The 24091-nt window shown below is 51.2% G+C and carries 18 protein-coding genes; 10 read left to right on the top strand and 8 right to left on the bottom strand.

What is annotated here, in order from left to right; genetic code table 11:
• The first annotated feature begins 11 nt into the window (after window positions 1-11).
• The 3 genes from KIS77_06665 (at window position 12) to KIS77_06655 (ending at window position 8772) form a co-directional block, all read left to right on the top strand.
• On the top strand, window positions 12-1517 hold the full coding sequence (locus KIS77_06665; protein MCW5922002.1) for a RagB/SusD family nutrient uptake outer membrane protein: 1506 nt from the start codon (window positions 12-14) through the stop codon (window positions 1515-1517).
• A 327-nt stretch (window positions 1518-1844) separates the two neighbouring features.
• Window positions 1845-5222 (top strand): VCBS repeat-containing protein, encoded by a 3378-nt coding sequence (locus KIS77_06660; GenBank protein ID MCW5922001.1) that lies wholly within the window; start codon window positions 1845-1847, stop codon window positions 5220-5222.
• Between the two features lie 151 nt (window positions 5223-5373).
• Window positions 5374-8772 (top strand): VCBS repeat-containing protein, encoded by a 3399-nt coding sequence (locus KIS77_06655; protein MCW5922000.1) that lies wholly within the window; start codon window positions 5374-5376, stop codon window positions 8770-8772.
• A 4-nt stretch (window positions 8773-8776) separates the two neighbouring features.
• Here KIS77_06655 and KIS77_06650 read toward each other — a convergent pair whose 3' ends face one another.
• Both KIS77_06650 and KIS77_06645 read right to left on the bottom strand, forming a co-directional pair.
• A complete protein-coding gene (locus KIS77_06650; protein ID MCW5921999.1) occupies window positions 8777-9166 on the bottom strand; it encodes a hypothetical protein in 390 nt (129 codons plus the stop codon).
• 52 nt (window positions 9167-9218) lie between these two features.
• Window positions 9219-10910 (bottom strand): hypothetical protein, encoded by a 1692-nt coding sequence (locus KIS77_06645; protein ID MCW5921998.1) that lies wholly within the window; start codon window positions 10908-10910, stop codon window positions 9219-9221.
• Between the two features lie 108 nt (window positions 10911-11018).
• On the opposite strand from KIS77_06645, the gene KIS77_06640 reads away from it, so the two are divergent.
• Entirely contained in the window at window positions 11019-11264 is a 246-nt protein-coding gene (locus tag KIS77_06640) for a hypothetical protein (protein MCW5921997.1), read from the top strand.
• Between the two features lie 152 nt (window positions 11265-11416).
• Here the strand turns inward: KIS77_06640 and KIS77_06635 are convergent, their stop codons facing one another.
• Entirely contained in the window at window positions 11417-11914 is a 498-nt protein-coding gene (locus KIS77_06635; GenBank protein ID MCW5921996.1) for a hypothetical protein, read from the bottom strand.
• A 21-nt stretch (window positions 11915-11935) separates the two neighbouring features.
• Window positions 11936-12379, bottom strand: a complete 444-nt coding sequence (locus KIS77_06630; protein ID MCW5921995.1) for a hypothetical protein — start codon at window positions 12377-12379, stop codon at window positions 11936-11938.
• 79 nt (window positions 12380-12458) lie between these two features.
• Here KIS77_06630 and KIS77_06625 point away from each other — a divergent pair, with 79 nt between their 5' ends.
• Window positions 12459-12917, top strand: coding sequence for a GNAT family N-acetyltransferase (locus KIS77_06625; GenBank protein ID MCW5921994.1), 459 nt, complete (start codon window positions 12459-12461; stop codon window positions 12915-12917).
• Between the two features lie 461 nt (window positions 12918-13378).
• Complete coding sequence (locus KIS77_06620; protein MCW5921993.1) at window positions 13379-13567, top strand: hypothetical protein; 189 nt, start codon at window positions 13379-13381, stop codon at window positions 13565-13567.
• A 12-nt stretch (window positions 13568-13579) separates the two neighbouring features.
• On the opposite strand, the gene KIS77_06615 is transcribed toward KIS77_06620, so the two are convergent.
• Window positions 13580-15004: a DASH family cryptochrome gene (locus KIS77_06615; GenBank protein ID MCW5921992.1), complete on the bottom strand. Its 1425-nt coding sequence runs from the start codon at window positions 15002-15004 to the stop codon at window positions 13580-13582.
• 161 nt (window positions 15005-15165) lie between these two features.
• Between KIS77_06615 and KIS77_06610 the strand changes: the two genes are divergently transcribed.
• Window positions 15166-15750 carry an NAD(P)H-dependent oxidoreductase gene (locus KIS77_06610; GenBank protein ID MCW5921991.1) on the top strand — a complete coding sequence of 195 codons (585 nt, stop codon included), beginning with the start codon at window positions 15166-15168 and terminating at the stop codon, window positions 15748-15750.
• 5 nt (window positions 15751-15755) lie between these two features.
• Window positions 15756-17633, top strand: a complete 1878-nt coding sequence (locus KIS77_06605; GenBank protein MCW5921990.1) for a monovalent cation:proton antiporter-2 (CPA2) family protein — start codon at window positions 15756-15758, stop codon at window positions 17631-17633.
• A gap of 10 nt (window positions 17634-17643) precedes the next feature.
• Here KIS77_06605 and KIS77_06600 read toward each other — a convergent pair whose 3' ends face one another.
• Both KIS77_06600 and KIS77_06595 read right to left on the bottom strand, forming a co-directional pair.
• Window positions 17644-19791, bottom strand: coding sequence for a gliding motility-associated C-terminal domain-containing protein (locus tag KIS77_06600; protein ID MCW5921989.1), 2148 nt, complete (start codon window positions 19789-19791; stop codon window positions 17644-17646).
• Between the two features lie 100 nt (window positions 19792-19891).
• A complete protein-coding gene (locus KIS77_06595; protein MCW5921988.1) occupies window positions 19892-20818 on the bottom strand; it encodes an alpha/beta fold hydrolase in 927 nt (308 codons plus the stop codon).
• A 271-nt stretch (window positions 20819-21089) separates the two neighbouring features.
• Between KIS77_06595 and KIS77_06590 the strand changes: the two genes are divergently transcribed.
• Window positions 21090-21947, top strand: coding sequence for an SMP-30/gluconolactonase/LRE family protein (locus KIS77_06590; protein MCW5921987.1), 858 nt, complete (start codon window positions 21090-21092; stop codon window positions 21945-21947).
• 55 nt (window positions 21948-22002) lie between these two features.
• Here the strand turns inward: KIS77_06590 and KIS77_06585 are convergent, their stop codons facing one another.
• A complete protein-coding gene (locus KIS77_06585; GenBank protein ID MCW5921986.1) occupies window positions 22003-22560 on the bottom strand; it encodes an NUDIX hydrolase in 558 nt (185 codons plus the stop codon).
• 185 nt (window positions 22561-22745) lie between these two features.
• Between KIS77_06585 and KIS77_06580 the strand changes: the two genes are divergently transcribed.
• On the top strand, window positions 22746-24056 hold the full coding sequence (locus KIS77_06580; GenBank protein ID MCW5921985.1) for a dicarboxylate/amino acid:cation symporter: 1311 nt from the start codon (window positions 22746-22748) through the stop codon (window positions 24054-24056).
• The last annotated feature ends 35 nt before the right edge of the window (window positions 24057-24091 follow it).

Genomic DNA, 24091 nt, shown 5'->3' with positions numbered 1-24091 from the left:
ACTTTATAAACATGAATAACACAAGAATTTCAACATCACTATTGCTTGGTGCGCTGAGCGTATTCTTGTTCTCGGCTTGCACTGACTTGGAGCCTAATGCAAAGGACTCCATTGTGCTCGTAGATGCAGGTGGCGGTTTTGTTCCAGGCGACCCGGGTGAGCTGCTCATTTCAGCATACAAAGATTTGAGCGCTTTTACTGACCAGAATAATATCTACGCGCTTTACAATCACACTTCCGATGAGATGATTCCACCAACGCGCGGAGTGGATTGGGGGGACAATGGAGTGTGGCGCACACTGCACCAACATACATGGGATGCTACTCACCCCGCAGTATTGGGCGCATGGAATCAGCTCAACCAGCGTGCGTTCAAATGCAACCAAATCTTGGCATCCAATCCAAATCCGCAACAAGCTGCTGAAGCTAAGTTCTTGCGTGCATTCTATCGCTATCACGTCATGGATCTTTTTGGCCAAGTGCCCAATCGTGAAGTTGATGAAGGCGTTGATGTGAATCCACGTGTGTTTACACGCTCTGAAGCGTATGACCTCATCGTGAAGGATTTGGAGGAGGCGCTGCCTCTCTTGCCCAATACTGGCCCAATCGCTACTAATTCCTCGGCCACACAGGCTGCTGCCAATACTTTGCTGGCTCGCCTGTATCTGAACAAAGCGGTTTACAAAGCAACTCGCCCAGAGGGGCCCTACCAGTTTGATGCAGCCGACATGAACAAGGTCATTCAATACTGCGAAGCCGTTGAAGCCGCAGGTTATAGCTTGGAAACAGAGTACTTTGCCAATTTTAGCACAAGTGCTTCTAAAGAGATTATCTTTACCAGCATAGAGGGCACTCCACAGAATCGTTGGTTCATGACTCTACACTATAATCAGAATCCGAGTGGTTGGAATGGATTCACGACTTTGGCAGATTTCTATGCCAAGTTTGAAGACAATGACCAGCGTAAAGGGAACTATCCTCCGCCAGACGGCTCTAATTTCTCCGGTATAGGTCGTGGATTCCTTTTTGGCCAACAATACAAAGACGACGGTTCTATTTTGATTGACACGCGCACACAAAAGCCGCTCTTTTTTACTCAAGATGTGCCACTTAGCGGTGCTGGCACCGATAAAGGTATTCGTGTCATCAAATATCACCCAGCAAACGCAGGACAGTATATTTTCTTCCGTTATGCCGATGTGTTGCTGATGAAAGCAGAAGCCATCCACCGTGGCGGAACCGCCTCTGGTGGCCAAACAGCACTATCTTTGGTCAATAGCTTGCGTCAAACACGTGGCGCGTCTCCTTTATCTTCCATAAGCGACGCAAGTTTGCTTGATGAACGTGGCCGTGAGCTCTATTGGGAAGGCATCCGAAGAGTTGACCAAGTACGGTTTGGCACATTCGACGACGAGTGGTCATTCAAAACCGTGGCCGACCCGACAAAAGTTTTGTTCCCGATTCCACAGCAGGCGCTGGATTCCAACCCGAATCTGCAACAGAATGCCGGGTACTAATTGCTTTGCTTGTTACTTCCTTGAAGTGGAAGAATAAAATGACAACAGGCCGCCCATAGAGGTGGCCTGTTGTTTTTCACCTAAAACTGACGAGTAGTTTCATTAGACATGTTGCGGTGGAGGGTTTTGAGTGAAAGGGATTGTCATTTTTTCGACTGACAAGGCAAATTTTGCAGTCGAAATCGGGCATATTCGGCGAAATATTTAACGATGCCAGTTGGAAAAGGATCTTCCCCTTCGCCAAAGGCCTCCAACGCAACAAGTCCATTTTTTACTGTAAGCCACATCTCGTACGTTTGACGCAATTCATTTTTTAAAAACACAGATTTGAGACCGATTCTACTTTCCGTTGGGTTTATTTTGGGCTTGATTGGCTGCACCTCCAAACAACCTGATTCAATCCTTTTTGAAAAAATAGACGCTACGCATTCCAATATCCACTTCATCAACAAAGTCGAAAACACCGAAGACTTCAACATCTTCAATTACCGCAATTTCTACAACGGCGGCGGCGTGGCCATCGGTGATGTCAACGGCGACGGGTGGGCGGATATATTCCTCACCTCGAACATGGGCGAAAACAAGTTGTACCTGAACAAGGGCAGCTTCCAGTTTGAGGACGTGACCGAACAAGCAGGCGTGGGCGGCTCCAAATTCTGGAGCACTGGCGTGGTCATGGTAGATATCAACGCCGATGGCTTGCTCGACATATACGTTTGCAATGCGGGCTACGACAAAGGGGAAAAACCTGAAAACGAACTCTTTATCAATCAAGGCAACAAAGACGCCATCCCAACATTCATCGAAAAAGCCGCCGAATACGGACTGAACGACGACGGCTACACCACCCACGCAGCCTTTTTCGATTACGACCTCGACGGCGATTTGGACTGTTACATCCTCAACAACAGCTTCATGCCCGTCAATACGCTCAACTACAGCAACAACCGCGAACTCTACGCCGAAGACTGGCCTGTGAGAGACTTCTTGAAAGGTGGCGGCGACAAACTGCTTCGCAACGACGCTATCCCCCCTCTTGGAGGCGCCAAGGGGGGCTTCATCAACGTCACCAAGGAAGCCGGCATTTTCGGCAGCCTCATCGGCTTCGGTCTCGGCATCACGGTCGGCGATGTCAATGGCGACCATTGGCCCGACCTGTTTGTGTCAAACGACTTTTACGAGCGCGACTATCTTTATATCAACCAAAAGGATGGAACCTTCAAGGAAGAAATCGAAAATTGGATGATGCACCTCAGCCATGCCTCTATGGGAGCAGACATGGCCGATATCAACAACGACGGCTTTCCCGATATTTTCACCACCGAAATGTTGCCAGGAGATGAAACCCGCCTCAAAACGACCACCCTGTTTGAGAACTATAACATTTATCAACTTAAACAAGAGCGCGGTTTCTATCACCAGTACATGCAAAACACGCTGCAACTCAATAACAAAGACAAAACATTCAGCGAGATAGCCTACTATGCTGGCGTTGCCGCCACCGATTGGAGCTGGGGCGCCCTTATGTTCGACATGGACAGCGACGGCTGGCGCGATATCTATGTCTGCAACGGCATCTACAAAGATGTGATTGACCAAGATTTCATTGATTTCTTTGCCGACGAGGTGGTGCAGCGCATGGCCTTGACCGGGAAAAAAGAGCAACTCAACGAAGTACTGAACAGGATGCCCTCCGTCCCCATTCTCAACAAAGCCTTTCGCAATCGCGGCGACCTTACATTTGAGGACATCGGCGAAAAATGGGGCTTCGTCACCCCCTCCTTTTCAAACGGTGCCGCTTATGGCGACCTCGACAACGACGGCGACCTTGACTTGATCATCAACAACGTCAACCAGCCCATCTTTCTCTATAAAAACCGCTCGAAAGAAATACTGAAGCCTCATCATCTGACCATCGAACTTAAAGGCAAAGAACAAAACACATACGCTATTGGCTCCACCGTTTCCGTCCACGTTGGCAAAGAAATTCAGCACTTCCAACTCATACCCTCTCGCGGCTTCCAATCATCTGTGGACTACAAGATGGTGTTTGGCCTTGGGCAAAAAACATCTGTGGACTCGGTCGTCGTCGTTTGGCCAGACAGAGCCCAATCAGTCCTCCTCAATCCTGCCATTGACACAACGCTCTCCATCTCTTGGGAAAAATCCTCCAACAACTTGGCGGGCAACACCTTCGACTTTTTTCCAGAAAATGCATTTTTCCAAGAAATTAACCACAGCTTCGAGAAGCACCGTGAAGACGATTTTATAGATTTTTATCAAGAAGGATTGAGCTACCGAATGCTTTCGCGGGAAGGGCCACGCGCTGCCGTCGCCGATGTGAATAGCGACGGGCGCGACGACATCTACATAGGAGGCGCCACAGGCCAGCCCGGACAACTTTACTTGCAAACTGGCAGTGGCGCCTTCATCCGGCATAGTCGCGCCACATTTGACCCCGACTCGCTTTTCGAGGATACCGCCGTGGTGTTTTTCGATGCCGACGGCGATGGCGACATGGATTTGTTCGTTGGTTCGGGCGGCAACGCCCAGCCGCTTAATTCGAGATTTATGCAGAGCCGCATTTACCTCAACGATGGCAAGGGGCATTTCACCCACCAACAACGCGCCCTGCCACTCAATGGCTTCAATGCCGCAGTGGCCGTGCCGCTTGATTTTGATGGCGATGGCGACCTTGACCTGTTTGTGGGCAGCAGAAGTATGCCAGCGCAGTATGGGGTGCCGCCACGACATTTTTTATATGAAAATGACGGGCATGGAAATTTCCGCGATGCCTCAAAAACCGCAGCGCCCGATTTCCCACGCCTCGGCATGGTGACTGACGCAAAACTGGTCAATCTGTTAGGTGATGCCACCCCAGAGCTGGTGATTGTGGGGGAGTGGCGCAACCCAAAAATCTTTGAAATCAAAAACAAACAACTCATCCCCGTCCAATCCAACTTAGACAACTATTCCGGCTGGTGGTATGCGCTTGAAGCCGACGACGTGGACGGCGACGGCGACATGGACTTGATACTCGGCAACCGAGGAGAAAATTTCTATTTTACGGGAAGTCAACAATCTCCCGCAAAAATCTGGGTCGGCGACTTCGACCAAAACGGGACCATTGACAAAATACTCACCCGGCAAATTGATGGCGAGGATATGCCAGTGGCGATGAAGAAGGAACTGACGGGACAAATACCCAGCCTCAAAAAGTCGAGCCTCAAACACGCCGACTATGCCAAAAAGTCCATTCAAGATTTATTTGAGCCGGAAATGTTGAAAAAAAGCATCGTCATGGAGGGGAACTATTTTCAATCAGTGGTGGCGCTCAACGACGGCCAGGGGCAATTTACGCTTGTGCCTCTGCCACGCGAAGTTCAGTTCTCCAGTGTCTGTGCTATATGGTGCGGCGATTTGGACGGAGACGGGAGAAACGACCTCGTGTTGGGCGGCAATGACATAGGCTTCATGCCCCAGTTTTCGAGGCTCGATGCCAGTTTTGGTCATGTACTTTTGAATAAAGGTGGCGGGCAGTACGCATGGGTGGAAAATCGCACTTCAGGCTTCTTCGTGAAAGGCGAAATAAAATCGCTTATTCCGTTGAATACCGAGGGGAAAAAATATCTGCTGGCGACGGTGAACAACGAGAAGCCTCGACTTTTTGAGATAAAGATGCAGGAGAAGGCAGAAGTTCAATGAATTGGGTGAAAAACATGGCGCAAAAAGGGACACATAGACCTTGGAAGTCACAAAAGAAGGCAAGAAGGCCACGCCTGGCGTGACCGCAATGGAACGCTCCGAAAAATCGTCGAACAAGGCGGCATTCCCTTGCTTCGATATAATCTGAATTATGACCATGCTCAAATATAGCCTCGCGCTAATTATCTGTTTTTCATTCGCTTGCAACCGCAGCGAGCAAGCCCCTCCCCTTTTTCAACTCCTCCGAAAAGACGCGACCGGACTCGAATTTGAAAACGTGCTGCGCCAAAGCAGCGAGTTCAACGTGTTCAACTACATGTATTTTTTCAACGGCGGTGGCGTGGGCGCGGGCGATTTCAACAACGACGGTCTCGTGGATTTGTATTTCACAAACAACATGGGGCCGAACAAGATGTTCCTCAACGAAGGCAACATGAAATTCAAAGATGTGACTGAGCAAGCAGGCGTGGCAGGTCAAGATGGTTGGACATCCGGCATTTGCGTAGTGGATATCAACAACGATGGCCTACTTGACCTTTATGTTGGTCAACTAGGTGAGTATCAGAGCATTAAAGGACGAAACCAACTCTTCATTTGTAAAGAAATCAAGGACGGAATACCGATTTATGAAGATGAAGCGATTTACTATGGACTTGATTTGACGGGCTTTTCCACGCAAGCTGTATTCTTTGATTACGACCTTGATGGCGACTTGGATATGTTTCAACTTAATCACACGCTTCATCAAAATGGCACTTTTGGGCCGCGCAAAAATTTTGTAGGAAAAATACATCAGATGGCGGGGGATAAACTCTTTCGAAACGACAACGGAAAATTTATTGACGTAACGCAACAGGCTGGCATTCACTCTACTGTCATCGGTTACGGCCTCGGCATCATCACCGGCGATGTTAACAACGACGGTTGGCCCGACATCTACATCGGCAATGATTTCCATGAAAACGACTACCTATACATCAATCAAGGCGATGGTACCTTTCGTGAGTCAATGGCCGATGCCATGATGCACACCAGCCAATTCTCAATGGGCGTGGATATGGCCGACGTGAACAATGACGGCTGGACGGATATCATCTCGCTTGATATGTTGCCGGAAGACCCCTATATACTTAAAACCTCACTTGGTGAGGATGATTACAATGTGTTCCAGTACAAAATTGGATTCGGCTATTATTACCAATACACACGCAATAACCTGCAACTTAACAACGGTATCGCCTCCCTCCCATTCGGGAAGAGGGGTGAAAGTGGGGGCACTTTCAGCGAAATCGGGTTGTACACAGGTATCGCCGCCACCGATTGGTCATGGTCGCCGCTGTTCATGGATTTTGACTGCGACGGCTACAAAGACCTCTTCGTGAGCAACGGCATACCCCGCCGCATGAACGACATAGACTACGTTAAGTTTCAGGAAAACAGAGAGTTGGGGTTGAAACAAGGAACTACCCGCGATGTGAAGGAAGAAGAACTCAGCGTCGTGGATAAAATGCCTAAAATCAAACTGCCTAACAAATTCTACCGAAATACTGGCCGTCTTACCTTCGACGACTTGGCTGTGCAGGTGAAAAACAACCTCCCCACTTTTTCCAACGGTGCCATTTACGCTGACCTCGACAACGACGGCGACCTCGACCTCGTGGTGAACAACCTCGAAGACGAGCCTTATATCTACAAAAACCTGCTTCAAGAAAATGCCACTGCTACTTCTTCCTCTGCCGTTGCTGCTATCCGCGCCAGCAACTCCTTCCTGTCCTTCATCTTCAAAGGCCAGCCCGGAAATATTCACGGTATCGGCACTAAAATATTGATTTACAGGAAAAACGGCGAGCGGCAAGTTGAAGAATTCTACCCCGTTCGAGGCTATCAATCCAGCGCGCACATTCCCTTGCACATCGGCATCGGTGACCAAAACGCGATAGATTCAGTCGTCGTGATTTGGCCTGACCGAAGCTGCAATAGGGTGTTAGATTTGAAATTCAACACCTTGCAAACGCTCGCTTGGCGTGCCGGTTTGCCAATCTTTGATTTCAATAGTTTACAAAAACCAGCGCCGCTTTATGCTTTCAGCAACGCGACAGCCACGACAAATTTGAATTTCCAACACGCCGAAAACCCTTTTGTTGAATTCAACCGCGAGCGACTCATCCCCCACATGGTCTCTTCCGAAGGCCCCGCGTTGGCTATCGGCGACATAAACGGCGACGGATTGGAAGACGTTTTTTTTGGTTCGTCCAAGCGAAAGAAAAGCGCTTTGTTCCTACAGCGCCCTAATGGCACTTTCCACGAAAACACCCCTTTGACTATCCAGCAAGACAGTCTTTTTGAGGACGTGGATGCCTGTTTTGTGGACATAGACAACGATGGCGACCTCGACCTCGTCATCGCCGCAGGAGGCAACGAATACCGAGGCAAGGAAGAAGCCATGAAACAACGCGCCTACCTCAACGACGGCAAAGGGAACTTCACCCGCGCCGACCCCTTCCCCAGCCTCTTCATGACCGCCTCCTGCGTACTCCCTGCCGACTTCAATGGCGACGGGTTGATGGACTTCTTTTTCGGCGGGCGGGCTATTCCTTGGAACTATGGTTTCACCCCCAACTCATACTTGATGCTAAACAAAGGCAACGGTGTGTTCGAGGAAGTCACCCAACAAATCGCGCCGGGTTTGCAAGATGTTGGCTTGGTGAAAAACGGTGCCTGGGCCGATTTGGATGGCGACGGCGATTTGGATTTGTTGCTGGCTATGGAGTGGGAACCGCTCACGGTATTTCTCAACAACCGTGGGCGTTTTGAGAAAAAAGTGCTTGAAACAGGTAAAGGTTGGTGGAATTTCGTGCTTGCGCACGACTTCGACGGCGACGGCGACGTGGATATTTTGGCTGGCAACCTAGGTGAAAACGCCAAGTTCAAACCCTCACCCAACGAGCCGGTGAGGATGTACGTCAATGACTTTGACGATAACGGGCAGGTGGAACAAATACTAACATACTACCTCAAAGGCCGGGAAATCCCCTTTGCCAACCACGCCGAAATCACCAAACAACTGCCCAACCTGAAGAAGAAATATCTATATGCCGCCAATTTCGCCAAGGCAACCGTGCCAGAGCTGTTGGGCAAAGAAAAATTAGCCAAATCTGTCGTGCGTGAAGCCGACCATTTCAAAAGCACTTATTTTGAAAACACTGGCAATTTCACGTTCAAGGCGCACCCCTTGCCCGACGTGCTCCAATTCAGCACTCTAAACGCCGCTGCGCTCCACGACTTCGACGGCGACGGCAAAGCGGAAGTGATGCTGGGAGGAAATTTTTACGATTGCAACATAGAAATGGGGCGCTACGATGCCAACTATGGCAACGTACTTACCATCGGCAAAAACGGCATGATGGAAGCATTCCCTATGGGCGATTTGATAGTGAAGGGTCAGGTGCGGCGCATCAGACCGATAACAATCAGAGGCGAGACGTTTTTTGTGTTGGCGCGAAACAACATGGCAACAATGGTCGTACAGCCCAAACGCCCAACGCAATAACCCTTTATCTGCTTTTTCTCAACAGCACCAAAAACGCCTCATATTCGGGCAAATAAGCCTTCAACTCCTCAGGCTTTTCTGGGTCGAAGATGAACAAGGAAAGTTTGTCAAAAATGACCTGCATGGAGGCGAGCCGTTCGCCGTCGGAAGCCTGTCTCGCCTCCTGCTCAACCGTGGCACGAACATCGCCCAGCAAGTCGGCATGGTGGCGCACCATGGAAGAAACATTGATGTCGTCTATGGCAGCGCGAAGGTTTCCCAGCCGCCCCTGAAAACGTTCGACAGCCACGGCAGCCCATTCTTCGGAAGTTTGAGGCGAGGTGCGGCGGCTCGATTCTTGGGCGAAGACAAGCTGCAACGAAAAACTTAGCAGGAAAAGAAAAAGATACTTCATCGGAAAATGAGTTGAGCAAGTTGAGTAAAACGAATGTGCAAAGATGCGCGATTCACCGCGATTTCAATGACAGCACCCAAAAATACACCGTCTCCTCCAACCGTATTCCCTGCTCCATCACCTCGTGGGTCAGGCGCATCTCTGGGTCGCTTTTGATTTTCTCCGCGTATGTTTTTTCAACAAACAATACTGGTTCGTTTTCTTTTAAATTTTTCAAAACCAGTGCGTCGTTCTGCCCCATTTCTCGCTCCACGACCCAATCAAGTGGGAGCCGAGGGCGAGTGCGTGTCAGAAAATTGGCCTGCGGAAATGCCGGGAGAGTTTTAAAACTTGGATAACGCACCGCCAAATTTTTCAAATCACGGTAAAGCAGCATTTTCTCTTGCGTGGTATAGATGCCGTGAAGCGCCGGAAAAACATCGCCCAAGTGAGCAGTCATTTCGCCGCGCCGTCCGTCGCGATAAACAAACTCATAAGCAAGGCGAAAACAACCCAGCAGCGCCAATACCACGACGACTCCCGGCCAATGCCTGTGCCAGCTACCATCACGCACAGGATGGCCCTTTGTCCAGAACAACCTCGAAATGTCCATAGCCGCGAAAACCCACGGCACCGCAAACAAAATGGGCAGATTGTAGCCCCAACTGACAGAAGCGCACCAAGAAACCGCGAGCAAAGCAAGCAAACGGGTGTTCAACGCCGCGAAGAACGCAACCGCGTTCATACGGATGGATACGGATGCCGCTCGCGCTTTTGCGAAGTTGGCAACAGGCCACAACACATATACCACCCCAACCCAAAACAACAACCTCGACTGCGCAAAAGGAGCCACAAAGCGCCGTTCGCTCAACAATTCGTAGGCATAAAAAGCACCGAGAAAAAACAGCCAGAGCACCCAAGCCCACTTGGCTATGCGCAGATTTTTTTCTTTCCAAAAATACCAAACAACGGCTGGCAAACACGCGAGACTTGCAAGTACCAAAATGGGCTTCACGCGAAAATAGTCGAGCAAGCCATGCTGGAACGCCTGCGAACCCGAAGCCGCGCCACCCGTCCATTGCAAATAGTTGAGCAGCAAATCGTTGTGTTTCAAATAAGCAAAAAAGCAAAGAAAAACTAAACAAAAAGCCGCCACGCCCCAGCTCAACCGGCCCCATCTTTTATCAAGCAGCAACATCCACAGAAAGACCACCGCCATAGGGTAAAACGACTGCTTGCACAGCAGCGAAGCAGCCATCGCGATGCCCGCCAAAGCCGCTCCCCAACCCGCCGAAATCTTGCTCCAAAGCCAAATCCCCCACACGGCGAACAATATCCCATCCACGGTGTGCCAAGCCATCGGGGGGTAACAATGCGCGGAAACCACAAAACCCAATGTGGCAAGCATCCAGCGCCGCTCCCCAACAGCCAACACCGAGGCGCCAAGCCACGAGTACGCCCCCACTTTCAGATAAAAAATCCATCGCTCCCACAGCACCGCGCCGTGTTCCGGCAACAGGCTCATCTCCAGCGCGCGCCACCAAACGGTCAGCGGAGGACGCACATAGATGACCTCATCGTACAGCGTCTTTCCGCTCAGCACTTGCCACGCCAACCCAGTGACGAAGCCCCCATCGGTTTCGTTGATGCCATAAGGCGAATAGGCAAGGCAGTAGGCAAGCACTGCCGCCCCAAACAAGAACTTCCAAATCCAGGCAGTGCCGGAAGTTCCGATACCCGCATTTTTTCCAAAAATGAAATTCAAGTAACTTTCTGTTTAAATTACCGCGAGGCGGGTATTGGCAGGCAAGGCTTTTAACCTACTTTTGTGCCACATAATCCGCCTTCTCTTTGAACAGCAAATTATAATCCTATGAATAGACTTGTTGCGGTGGGTGCCTTTGGCGAAGGGAAAGCCCTTTTTCCGACTGGCTTCGTTAAATTTTTCGGCGAATATGCCCGATTTCGACTGCAAAATTTGCCTTGCCAGTCGAAAAAATGGCAATCACCTTCACTCAAAGCCCTCCACCGCGACAAGTCTAATGCCGTTCAGCCATCCTGCCTCCCCCCGCCGCAGGCACTCTCGTGCGGCCTCTTCAGATTGCTGACTATGGGCTGACAAGTTTTGAAGTTTGATGCGATGCACGGACGCGCCCAATGTGGGGCGGGTCGGTCATTCTTTTCAATAAAGATGTAATCGGTTTTTGGGATGTCCTCTCCGGCAGCAATGTCGGGGGGGATTTTTTTTCGGTAAGCGATATGCGCCCACTCTCAAAAGCCTGTCCCCATCCTCGTGGCATTCAAGATGCTACCTGCCGCGATGATGCCTATGATATACAACACAATGGACACAATGGTGAAGATGCCATTGATTCTGAAATAATTGCGAAGGTTGCGCCATGCCGACTCAAAAGCTTGCTGACTATCGTACTGCATCGCCCGCTGTATGTTGCTGGCAAAACGAAGGTGAAAAAGGCTGATGAGAAAAATGACGGCAACTGCCAACAAGAACAACAGCATTATCCATACGCCTGCTGAGTCAATCAATCTTGCCATGGCATCCTGTCCGCTCATTGACATAATTGTTTGCAGCATCGGCATCAGGGCAAACGACACGATGAGCATCAAGGCAACATAGATGAAACCCAGAACGGAGAAAAAAATCGCCCATTTGGAGGTGGTGAGCCAATTGAGGCGCATGTTGCGCGTCACCTGCAAACCTTGTTCGCTATGAGGCGCTTGAGAGAATTGATTGTCAAAGACTTCCATGTCAGTTTGAGTTTTTGAAAGTTAGAAATTACGGAACAGATTGCCTGCCGTGAACAGGCCGAAAACAAGTATCAGCAGGTAAAAGCTGAGCAAAACGATAACGAGAATGCCGACAAAGTTGTAAAAGCGCCGCAGATAGGCAAAACCCTCGTCGAGTATCTGATTGTTCTCGAAATCAACCCCTTGGCGGGTAAGGCTGGCAAATTTGTAGTAGTACCACGCCGGAAAAAACAAAAGCACCCCATATAGCCCCAATAGCACAACGCCCACAAAAAAGCCGCTTGGCCCACTCAACATGGCGAAGAGAGCGCCAAAGGCAATAAAGCCCAGCACAATGAATAGCAGCACGGCAAAAAACATCGCCCATTTGGAGGTTTCGATGAGGTCGGCGCGTACCGATTCGGTGAATTGAAGCCGCTGTTCAGGCACATTCGATGCTATGCCCGAATCTAAAGGTTGGTTCATGTCTTCCATTTTGATGTGTTTTTTGTTAAAAAATTTGATTGTTCGGCAGCGAAGGTAGTCAGGCTTTTTTGCACAAAACGTGACATTTGCAGAAAATTTCTCTGACATGAACATCGCTCAAATCGAGTTTGCCACGCCTGAATACGACGAAGCCGTGCGCCTGCGCTACGAAGTGCTGCGCCGCCCATTGGGGCTGGAATTCACACCCGAACAACTCGCCGCTGAATACTCGGACATCCATCTTGCCGCCTACGACCCTTCCGGCCAATTGATTGGCTATCTGTGCCTGACCCCACTCGATGAATCAAAAGTGAAAATGCGGCAGGTGGCGGTTCATCCAGATTGGCAAGGCAAAGGAGTGGGGAGGAAATTGGTGGAGGCATCGGAAACATTGGCCAGGCACTCAGGCTTCAAGACAATGCTCCTTCACGCCCGCGACATCGCCGTGCCATTCTACCTGAGGCTCGATTATCGCACCGTTGGCGAACAATTCGAAGAGGTCACGATACCGCATTTCAAAATGGAAAAAACACTGTGAATGTTGGGCGCATTTCAAATTGCCACTTTTGTGTGTCGGAACGCCGTGCCCGCATATACCGGAACGGCGTTCCGATTTAGTTACGGCAATTTGAGAAGTTGAATATCAAACGCCAAGAAATTTCAACCCCTCATTCGCATTTTTTGTGTTAAAATATTTTGCAAACTCACGCCAAACACTACTTTTGCAGCAATCGCTTGCGAAATATCCCTGCGCCTACATACAAACTTGGGTCATATTTTAATCCGCCTATCACTTGAACAAGTGAATCCCGCTTTTCTTTAATCCTGTAGCCAATTCAGTGTTCCCAAATGCTGATGCCGATAGCCTCGACACAGCTTTACGACACATCATGCGGACGGATGCAAGATTCCGCCCGCATTTTTATTTGAGGTTCGTTGCGGGAGTTCGTCGCATCAAATTGAGCAAAAACTTTCTACCCTCATTCATGTTTCCCAGCCATGTTGTCCGATGAAGAAATCAAACAAACAGCAACACCAATGCCTTTGGTGGAGGGAGTGGACTACTACATAGAGAAGGGCTTGTTTGTGCTGACGGAGCATTTTCTTCTGAAACGCGGCCATTGTTGTGGCAGCGGCTGTCGGCACTGCCCATATCGCAAGAAAAAAGGGAAAAAAGTCGAGTCCTGAGGCGATAGGGGCTTAACTCACCCACTTTTCGATGCGCACCAAAGCTTTTGGATAGCCATTCACGCCGAACTCCTGACGGTCGGCAGGCGTGAGCAAATCGGGCCGGTGAATTTTGTCTATCGGCACCTGACAAAGCTCCGGGCACCACAAACGCACGAATTCACCGCGCGGGTCATAATTTTTAGCTTGGGTGAGAATATTGAAATATCGGTCTTCGCGGGGGTCGCTTCCCACGCCCGCCACATAGTTCCAGTTGCCCCAATTGCTGCATGGGTCGTAGTCGAGCAATTGGCTTTCAAAATACTCTGCGCCCATTTGCCAATTCACTTTGAGGTCTTTGACAAGGAAGGAAGCCACATTCTGGCGCCCGCGGTTGCTCATCCAGCCAGTGGCGTTGAGCTCGCGCATATTGGCATCCACAAACGGCACCCCCGTTTTGCCCTCGGCCCAAGGCTTGAAGGTTTCCCAACTATTTTTCCAACATTTTTGAGTTTTGTTCTGAATGCCACCTTTTAGGAAAATATGGTTGCCGTGTTTTTTTCCCATAAGCCGGAAGAAGTCGCGCCATAGCAACTCAAAAAACAGCCAGTAGGTGCTTTCATTGCTGACGCGCTCACGTTCGTATCGCTTGAGCTCATGGTAAACCAGTTTGGGCGACAAGCAGCCTTGCGAAAGCCACGGGGAGAATTTGGAAGAATAGTCGCCTCCGAGTAGCCCATTGCGCGTCTCCTTATAGGTCGAAACGAGGTCTTTTTCCCAAAAATAGTATCTCAGACGACGCAGGCCTTCGGTTTCCCCGCCCTTGAACGGCAACACGGCTCGCGGGTCCGTTTCAAAAGGCTCATGTCCAAAGTCGGTCAGTGAGGGAAGTTCGCCCGGTTCCAAGCTAGCGGGCAAAGGCGGCATGGCCGACGGGGTGGGCAGAGGCTCCCGAACCGGGGTGATATGCTCGTTGTCTTTGCGAAACTGGGTAAAAATATCGGGCGTGTGATGCACCGGCACGGGAAGGTCTTGTGTGTGATAGAGCATTTTGCCGCGCACATAGAGCAACTCGATGCCGCCAGCCCAGAGTTTTTGCTCCAGCGCATCCTGCACGAACACTTCCTCTTGCGTGCGCTCTCGATTGCACAGCACCCACGAGGCTTTGAGGTCGCGGGCGAAATCGGAGAGGATACATTCGGGTTTGCCGACACGAATCAAAAGGTCAGCGCCGAGCTTGCGCAAATTTTGCCGCAAGTCGGCCACGCTTTCGATGATGAACTGTGTGCGAAATTTTCCCGTCTTCGGAAAGCCAAAGCGCGTCTTGCCCATAAAAGTCCGTTCGTCAAACACATAGACGGGGATGACTTCTTCTGCCATTCTGAGCGCTGTACTGATTGCCTCGTTGTCGTGGAGGCGCAAATCCTGCCGGAACCAAACAATTGCACGACGTTTCATCTTTCTGCTGGCGTGGTTTCTTGTTAAAGAAAATTCCTTTGAAACACGAGTGGTAAAACTTTGAAGGCAGTCTTTTGTTTGCCCGAACTGTTCCTTTTTTCCTGTTGGGCAATTAAGCCTAATTTAGGTTTTGCCCTTTAAATATCCCTAATTTGCCCCCCATGTCGCGCATCCTTGTCCTTTTTGCACACCCAGCCTTGGAAAAATCGCGGGTCAACATTCGTCTGGCGCAAGCAGCCAAGTCCGTCAATAGCCTGACATTCTGCGATTTGTATGAATCGTACCCTGATTTTTTCATTGACGTGGCCGCTGAACAACAATTGCTCACCCAACACGACATCATCGTGTGGCATCACCCCATGTACTGGTACAGCTGCCCTCCTTTGCTTAAACAATGGATTGATTTGGTGCTCACGCATGGCTGGGCCTACGGCTCTGGTGGGCGGGCGTTGGAGGGCAAATATGTCCTGAATGCTATCACCACGGGTGGCGGGGAAATGGCTTATCATCCGAACGGATTCAATCGTTTTCCCTTGCGGCAGTTCCTCATCCCTTTCGAGCAAACGGTTCGGCTGTGCCGAATGAGCTACTTGCCGCCTTTTGTGGTGCAAGGCACGCACCGCATGAACGACGCGGAAATAGAGGCGCAGGCAGAGCGGTACGCGACGCTTCTAAGAGATTTGCGCGACGACAAGTTCGACCTTGATGCGGTCGGGCGCGTCGAATTCTTCAATCAATTGCTTTAAAACCTATGCAGTCTGGCTCTTTTTTCTATATTGCTTTCGTATATCTCGCCGCTGCCGTCGTGATGGTGCCGCTCGCCAAACGCTTCGGGCTTGGCTCCGTGCTCGGCTATTTGTTGGCAGGTCTTATCATAGGCCCCGAAGTGTTGGGCTTGGTCGGCGAGGAACGTCAGGAAATCATGCACTTTGCGGAGTTTGGCGTGGTGATGATGCTTTTCGTCATTGGCCTTGAGCTGGAGCCTTCCGTCTTGTGGCGGCTGCGCGTCAATATACTTGGCATGGGTGGGGTGCAGGTGGTGGCGACAAGTTTAGTGTTTTTCACAATCGGTCTTGCGTTTGGGCTGCCGTGGAAGGCGGCGATTGCGGTAGGCTTGCTGCTTTCCTTGTCCTCCACCGCCATCATATTGCAGACCTTGCAAGAGAAAGGACTGATTCGAACACCCGCAGGGCAAAGTTCTTTTGCGGTATTGTTGTTTCAGGACATTGCCGTCATCCCTATTCTGGCCCTGTTCCCCCTGCTCGCCGACGCATCTTTCGTGCAGCCAGTGGGAGAAGATGCGCCTTTTGAACAACAGGGCTGGATGAACACGCTACTTGGCATCGGTGCCATAGCCGCCATCATCGTGGGCGGCAAGTATCTGGTTCGCCCGATTTTCCACGCGGTGGCAAAGACCAAATTGCGGGAGTTGTTCACGGCCACGGCATTGTTGTTGGTCATCGCAATAGAATTAGTCACGAGTTCGGTGGGATTAAGCCCTGCTTTGGGTGCGTTTTTGGGCGGTGTGGTGTTGGCCAATAGTGAATATCGGCACGAATTGGAAAGTGATATCGAGCCATTCAAGGGGCTGCTATTGGGTACTTTTTTCATCTCCATCGGGGCATCCATCAACTTGGGATTCGTCGCCGAGCAGCCTGTTTTCATTTTTGGTGCGGTGTTGGGGGTCATGCTTATCAAAGGGGTGATTCTTTTTGCTATAGGGAGAGCGTTTCGCATGGGCATTGACCAAAACAGCACTTTTGCCTTTGCGCTCTGCCAAATGGGAGAGTTTGCATTCGTCCTGCTCACCTTTGCCTCGCGCTATGGCATTTTCCCTGAGGAGCTATCCGGCTTGCTGCTAGTCGTCACCGCGCTCAGCATGGCGCTCACCCCGTTGTTTTTTCTTGTCAATGAAAAGGTGGTGCAGCCGCGCATCACTGCTGCCTTAGCCAAGGATATAGCACCCGATGTCATAGAGGAAAAAAACCCTGTCATCATCGCGGGTTTTGGCCGTTTTGGGAGTGTGGTGGGCCGCCTATTGAAAGCTAAAGACGTGGGCACGACAGTGCTTGATAACGATGCCGACCGGGTGGAGTTGTTGCGCAAATTGGGTCTTAAAGTATATTACGGGGATGCCTCAAGGCTTGATTTGCTGCAAGCAGCAGGTGCCAAGGAGGCAAAATTGCTCATCATCGCACTTGATGACCCCGAACAAACCCTGCGCTTGGTGGAGGAGGCCCAAAAACATTTTCCGCATCTGGCGCTGTTGGTGCGAGCTACCGACCGCCCCGACGCCTACGACCTGCTTAGCATGGGGGTGAAACACGTCTATCGGGAAACGCTCGACACCTCGCTGCGCATGGGTGCCGACGCAATGCAAATGTTGGGCTTCCGCGCATACAACGCTCGCAACGTCGCTCAAAAATTCTACGAGCACGATGAAAAAGCCTTGCGCGACTTGGCCGACACTTGGGCCGACCGAAACCTCTACATCAGCGCAGCTCGGGAACGCATCGCCGAACTGGAACAACTTCTGCGAGCGGACGGCTTCGACAACGACCTCAATTTTGACAAGGAATGGGATTCCGACTCTTTGCGGGAGGATGTTTTGAAAGGAACTTTCAAGTAAAATCCACTTGCTATCGCAATAGGGTCACGTTCCCCTTTTTTTCCAGTACCTCCCCTCCGATGCAGCCGACGCGCAGGTAATAACCGTAGGTCTCGGCTGGCTGAGGTTTCCCGCGAAAAGAGCCGTCCCACGCGTCGTCAAGCGAGCTGGCCTCGAATAGTTTTTCTCCCCAGCGGTTGAAAATGACCCAATATACTTCTGTGGCTATGCTGCTTTCCAACTTGAGCGCGTCATTTTGATTGTCGCCGTTGGGAGAAAAGCCTGTCGGAAAAAACACATAAGGCTCGTCGCATACGATGGAGCGCACCACCACACGAACCGTGTCGCGCAACACACAGGAAGCCGATACCGGCACGGTGACGACATAGTCAGTCGTCACACTGGGCGTGGCAATCGGGTTCTGAATGTTTGGGTTGGAAAGCGAGCCAGAAGGCTGCCACAAATACTGAAACGCGCCAGAGGCTACTGCATTTAGTTGAGTGCTTTCCCCTTGAAAAATCGTATCTGGCGATGCCGAGGCTTGCAACACGCCCGGGTCGGTCACCATGACCAGCACATTCTTTTCCACCAAACAAGGGCCGTTGCCACTTATGGTCACTGTATAGTTGGTGGTGGTGTTGGGGAAAGCCAATGGGTTGGGAGCGGCAGCGTCGGAAAGTGCCGTTTCGGGCATCCACGAATAATTGTACGAAACATCGGCACCGGGAAACAACGGGACGCTATCGCCGGGGCAAATGAGCAGGTTGGGCGGGAGCATATCGGTCGGCGGAATTGGAGCGACAAACGGCAGCACGAGCGTGGATGTGCATCCATTCCCGGAAGTGGCTACCAGACTTAGCGCGTATGTCCCAGATTTTTCCACTGTGAAAAGCGGGTTTTGCTCCATGGATTGCACTGAAAGCCCGCCGGGGCCACTGAGCGTCCATCTCCAAGCCGTCACGCCATAAAGAGTATCGGTGCTGAGGTCAGTGACCTGTACATACAATCCTGTTTCATCACAATCAGGATAGCCGACATCAAGCCCCGCCTCGACATAGCCATTGGTCAGATGAATGGTTTTGACCGTCGTGTCGCGGCAGGTGGGTTTTGATTCCGCAATCAACATGACCGTGTAAAGCCCCGTGTCTGGATAAACCCAGGTAGGCGAATAGGCCGATGAGGTCAGATTGGGGTTGCCATCCAAGTCGAAAAACCATTGGTACCCGTGGGTTTGCAAACCTTGATTGAGAAATCGAACCCCCAAGGTATCGCACACCACTTCCGGCACAAAAAACGCGGCGATAGGCTGCCCACAGTCAGACACGTTGTATTGGAAGTCGCGTCGTGTCGTTGAAATCAACGAGCCATCGCGGTATTCGTCCACGCAGACACCCACCACAAAGTTGCCAATCAGATTGGGCACGCCCGTCAGAAAACCCGTCACGGGGTCAATGGTGAGCGGGTCGCCTCCCAACACGTTCGACAGATTGTAAGGCGGGTCGCGCCACTCTACTTCCAAATAGGGGCCGGGGAGGGGCGGCTGGGGAATGGGTGCCAGCGAATCGGCCCCTTGCAAGGGTGTGCAAAGCCGATAGACCAAAGAATCGCCATCCGGGTCAGTGGCCGAGTGGTCGAAATCAATCGGCTGATGGATACAGATAGCCACGGGAGGCCATTGATTGAAAGTGGCGCTGTTGTTGCAGCCCAGCAATGCCTGTTCGGAGATGTTGGTGATGATAGTGATGCCCGTGCGCAAGGGGCGAATGATGTTGCGAATCAATTGGTTGCGACAGCACCGCTGATAGACGAGCGAATAACCGCCCGCGGCAAAAGGCAACTCCACAATGCCTTTGTAGCGAGTGCCATGCGCACAGACATCGGGCGGAACCGATAAGCAAGGGTCGTTGAGAATGATGGGCAACGTGTCGTTGGAGGTAGCGTCGTAAGGTATCTTTAGCTCGCCTTTCAGTTTCCAGCCCGCGTCATAAATGCCTATCGAAGCGGGGCTGTCGAACCACGGGACACCCGTGTAACAGTCCCGAAATACTGTCAGGGTGATTTCATATCGGTTATTGCCGAGGCACTTGTAAGTGAGCTCGCCGCCCACAATATGGGTGGCAAAAAGTGATGTTTGTAATGAAAAAAAGAAGAAAATGAGATAATAAAGACGATTCATCATGCACTAAGGAAGGTACAGCAGCGAAAGTATGGAAACTTCCGAAAGCACATTGCCGCGTTTTGTCAAATGGGCAATAAAGAAAGAGAGAAGCGAATAATCGCTATTGCCACTTGCGCTGCTCCAAAAATGCCCCCACTTCCCGGCTCAACCGTTCCCCTTGCAAGCGCCAAAGATTGCTGTGCCCTCCGCCCTCCACCGTCACCCAATGTTTGTCAGCCGATGGGACGGCCTCAAAGTTGCGGCGATTGAACTCAAAGGGAATTTTGTCGTCCGCGTCGCCATGTATGAAAAGCATCGGGCGAGCGATGGTAGCGGCGGCCTCCACTGGCTTCACCGCGCGAGGGTCAAACTGGGCAATCTGCGCAGACTTGCTTATCACACGCTGCACAAGATATTTGCTGCGAAGCCCGAGCATATAATCAGCGCCATATTCCTCCGCTACTTTTTCAAATTCGTCAAAAGTGCTTTCAATGATGCCAAATCCTATGCGCTCATCCATTGCCATCGTTTGTAAGGCGATGGCGGCCCCCAGCGAAGCCCCCCAGATGCCCACGGGTTTCTCATTCGTCCACCTCAACACCGAGTCCACAGCTGCCGCAATGTCGTGCTTTTCATAAAAACCAAAAGTGCAATAGTCACCCCCGCTTTCCCCATGTGCCCGCAAGTCGAGAGCAAGGCTGTTGAACCCTCTTTCAGCCAATATCTTGGCTCGCCCGAACTGGGTTTCCTTGCAGCTGCTGATGCCATGCAGGATGATGACCGTGCCTCGCACGGTGTCGCGCTGGGTTTTCAAAAACCACCCTTTGAGCAAAATACTGTCGGGGGTAGTGATGAAAACTTCCTTGCCGCGCAAGTCGTAGTTTTGGGGCAAAAATCCGTTGGGGAAACGCCAAGTGTTATGTGCCGCTACCATCCGGTAAGGCTTGATGCCCGTATAAGGCAGCACTTTTTCCACCACCAAAAAGCCAGCGGTGGCAAGCAAGCCAAATACGACGGAGAAAATTTTCAAAAGTCTTTTTAATCGCATGGAGGGCACTGTATTTTGAATGTAGGACAAATTTTCGTTTTAAAAGGTTGTATTCTCTGCGCAAATGTCTTGCAAATGGCACCAGAAAGTAAGGCTCAAGGGAGCACTTCGAATTGTACCGAAACATATCGCGGAATGTTGTTTCGCGCGTTCCGGAATGGTATTCTGGGTTACAATTGAAATATATCCAGCCTCACTTATGTCGTTCAACGATGAAACTGCTCAATATATGCTTTGAATAGCCATGACACACCAACCGACAACATTGCTAGTGTTTTTGCTTCTTGCCAACTTTTGCTGCAAGACTGCTTTGCCTCTTTTCGCCCCCCAGGACTTCACCGCCGAAAACCTGTTTTCGGAAAACATCGAAGGCCCCGCTTTCGACAAAATAGGCCAACTCTACGTCGTGAATTTTCAACGCGACGGCACGATTGGCAAGGTGCATGCCGACGGCTCTTGCGAGCTGTTCGTGCAGCTGCCTCAGGGAAGCATCGCCAACAGCATCCAGTTCAATAGCCGAGGCGAAATGCTGCTGGCGGATTTCTCGCAACACAACATTTTGAAAGTAGATATGCAGACCAAACGGGTCAGCGTGTTTTGCCACGACGAACGGTTCAACCAGCCCAACGATTTGTGCATCAATGCCAAAGACCAGATTTTTGCATCCGACCCAAAATGGGCAGATGGCACCGGTCAACTTTGGCGCATCGGGCCGAACGGGCGGGCAACGTTGCTCGAATCGGGCATGGGCACGACCAATGGCATCGAACTCAGTCCCGACGAGAAATTCTTGTACGTGAACGAGAGCGTTCAGCGCAAGGTGTGGCGATACGAAGTGGATGCCGTTGGCAATGTGTCGAACAAAAGCCTGTTCATCGAATTTCCTGATTTTGGCCTTGATGGAATGAAATGCGACAAGGCTGGCAATCTCTACATCGCACGATGGGGGAAGGGGGCCGTTGCGATAGTATCGCCGGAAGGAGTGTTGCTGAGAGAAATTGGTTTGAAAGGCAAAAGATGCAGCAACCTCGTCTTTGGTGGCAAAGACGGGCGCACGGTGTACGTCACCTTGCAGGATAGAAAAGGCATGGAGATGTTTCGCAGCGACACACCGGGAAAGCAGTATTAGACCTTGATTTGCTAGGCTCTGTACGGCGCGAAGTATAGGCCGCGATGCCAAGAGCCTACTCTGGCAGGCCGAATTCCGCGAAAAAGCGCCACAGGGCTGCCGCGTGGAGCGCCTGCGACACCCCACCGCTTTTCAACATTTCAAGAGCATCATGAGGCGAAAGGAGCCGCACCGCTATGTCTTCCGTGTCGTCCAATTGTTGATTGTTCAGTCGCCGCACACCAGTCGCCAGAAAAATGTGGCAGTTGTTCGTGTGGGTCGCTGGATTAGGCGACAGCGTCACCCAATGCTGCCATTCTCCTCCCCCATAGCCTGTCTCCTCCAACAACTCGCGCTGAGCGCCAAGCAAATGCGGTTCGCCGGGGTCTGCCACGCCGCCGGGCAACTCGTAGTGAATGCCCTCGTTGCCATGACGGTATTGGCGCACCAACACAAATTGATGGTCGTCGGTCAGTGCCAACGCATTGACCCAATCTGGATATTCAAACACGAAATAATCATGGATAAGGGTGCCGTTGGGCAATTGTACCGTGTCTTCTCGCAGCGTCATGTAAGGTTGGCGGTCGAGCACATAACGGCGAGCGAGCACCTGCCAGGGTTGTGGGTCTTTCACGGAAGATGGATGTTTTTCTTTGCCTCCCTCGCACAAAAATCGCGTTCGGGAAGAATGTGGTGAATTGCTGTATTTTGGCCGCTCAAACAGCCGCATTTTCAAAACAATGTAAAAGACTTGTTGCGGTGAGGGCCTTCCCTTCGCCAAAGGCCTTCACCGCAACAAGTCTAAAAAAAAGAGCTTGTATGAGAAATCTCGCGTTGCATTGGAAAATCATTATCGGCATGGTGCTGGGGGTTGCATTTGGCACGATGGCCGCTTGGGCAGGTTGGAACGACTTCGTTCGGGACTGGGTAAAACCTTTCGGCAATGTCTTTCTCAATCTGCTGAAACTAATTGCGGTGCCGCTCATCATCGGTTCGCTCATCAAGGGCGTGACCGATTTGAAAGATATTTCCAAGCTTTCCTCCATGGGAGCGCGAACGTTGGGCATATACATCGTCACCACAGCCATTGCGGTATCCATCGGGCTAATCGCGGTCAATATCACGCAGCCGGGTCATTTTGTCAGCAAAGAAACGCAAGAACGTTTGAACAGCACCTATGCAAGTGCCGCTACCGCCAAAATTTCCGATGCCGAGAAGCAAAAAAGCAAATCGCCTTTGCAGCCCTTGGTGGATATGGTGCCGGAAAACGTGTTCGGAGCCGCGTCGTCGAACGGCAACATGTTGCAGGTGATATTCTTCGTCATCTTCTTCGGCATAGGGCTGATACTTATACCTGAAGAAAGTGCGCGACCGGTCGTCGCGTTTTTTAGCGGCCTGAACGACGTGGTGATGAAAATGGTGGACCTTATCATGCTGGCTGCTCCGTTTGGCGTATTTGCGTTGCTGGCCGCCTTAATAGTGGAATCTCCCACACCCGATATTTTCGTGGCTTTGTTGGGATACATGGGGACGGTGGTGGCAGGGTTGGTATTTATGGTATTGGTGTTTTACCCGACGCTGGTGCGCATTTTTGCCAAAAAGAGTCCGGGATTTTTCCTCAAAGGCTTTGCGCCGGCGCAGTTGTTGGCGTTCTCCACCAGTTCCAGCGCGGCCACCTTGCCTGTGAGCATGGAGCGCGTGAAAGAGCATCTCGGCGTGCATGAAGATGTGGCCAGTTTTGTGATGCCCATCGGGGCGACGGTCAATATGGATGGCACGGCGCTTTATCAGGCGGTGGCGGCGGTTTTCATCGCCCAAGCTTACGGCATGGATTTGTCGCTAGGTGCGCAGCTTGGCATCATCCTGACGGCTACCTTGGCCTCTATCGGTTCGGCGGCAGTGCCGGGTGCAGGCATGGTGATGTTGGTCATTGTGTTGTCTCAGGCTGGCATCCCGGAAGCGGGGTTGGCACTCATTCTCGCGGTGGATAGGCCATTGGATATGTGCCGCACGGTGGCAAACGTGACGAGTGATGCTACTGCCTCCATGATAGTGGCCAGCAGTTTGGGCAAGCTGGGAGAGCCGAAGCCGGAAAACTGGGATGATTCTTACAGGGGGGGTGAGGGTTAAGGCATTATTCTGAAAAGATTGGGTACAACCAGTAA

Source organism: Saprospiraceae bacterium (assembly GCA_026129545.1).
Lineage (GTDB): Bacteria > Bacteroidota > Bacteroidia > Chitinophagales > Saprospiraceae > M3007.
The sequence above is the reverse complement of the archived record's forward strand: the minus strand, read 5'-3'. Positions and strand labels throughout refer to the sequence as shown.

Bases quoted from the DNA above. Each gene is read 5' to 3' on its own strand.
- KIS77_06665 (MCW5922002.1), top strand. From the start codon at position 12: ATGAATAACACAAGAATTTCAACATCACTATTGCTTGGTGCGCTGAGC.
- KIS77_06655 (MCW5922000.1), top strand. From the start codon at position 5,374: ATGACCATGCTCAAATATAGCCTCGCGCTAATTATCTGTTTTTCATTC.
- KIS77_06650 (MCW5921999.1), bottom strand. From the start codon at position 9,166: ATGAAGTATCTTTTTCTTTTCCTGCTAAGTTTTTCGTTGCAGCTTGTC.
- KIS77_06640 (MCW5921997.1), top strand. From the start codon at position 11,019: ATGAATAGACTTGTTGCGGTGGGTGCCTTTGGCGAAGGGAAAGCCCTT.
- KIS77_06635 (MCW5921996.1), bottom strand. From the start codon at position 11,914: ATGGAAGTCTTTGACAATCAATTCTCTCAAGCGCCTCATAGCGAACAA.
- KIS77_06630 (MCW5921995.1), bottom strand. From the start codon at position 12,379: ATGAACCAACCTTTAGATTCGGGCATAGCATCGAATGTGCCTGAACAG.
- KIS77_06620 (MCW5921993.1), top strand. From the start codon at position 13,379: ATGTTGTCCGATGAAGAAATCAAACAAACAGCAACACCAATGCCTTTG.
- KIS77_06615 (MCW5921992.1), bottom strand. From the start codon at position 15,004: ATGAAACGTCGTGCAATTGTTTGGTTCCGGCAGGATTTGCGCCTCCAC.
- KIS77_06610 (MCW5921991.1), top strand. From the start codon at position 15,166: ATGTCGCGCATCCTTGTCCTTTTTGCACACCCAGCCTTGGAAAAATCG.
- KIS77_06605 (MCW5921990.1), top strand. From the start codon at position 15,756: ATGCAGTCTGGCTCTTTTTTCTATATTGCTTTCGTATATCTCGCCGCT.
- KIS77_06600 (MCW5921989.1), bottom strand. From the start codon at position 19,791: ATGATGAATCGTCTTTATTATCTCATTTTCTTCTTTTTTTCATTACAA.
- KIS77_06595 (MCW5921988.1), bottom strand. From the start codon at position 20,818: ATGCGATTAAAAAGACTTTTGAAAATTTTCTCCGTCGTATTTGGCTTG.
- KIS77_06580 (MCW5921985.1), top strand. From the start codon at position 22,746: ATGAGAAATCTCGCGTTGCATTGGAAAATCATTATCGGCATGGTGCTG.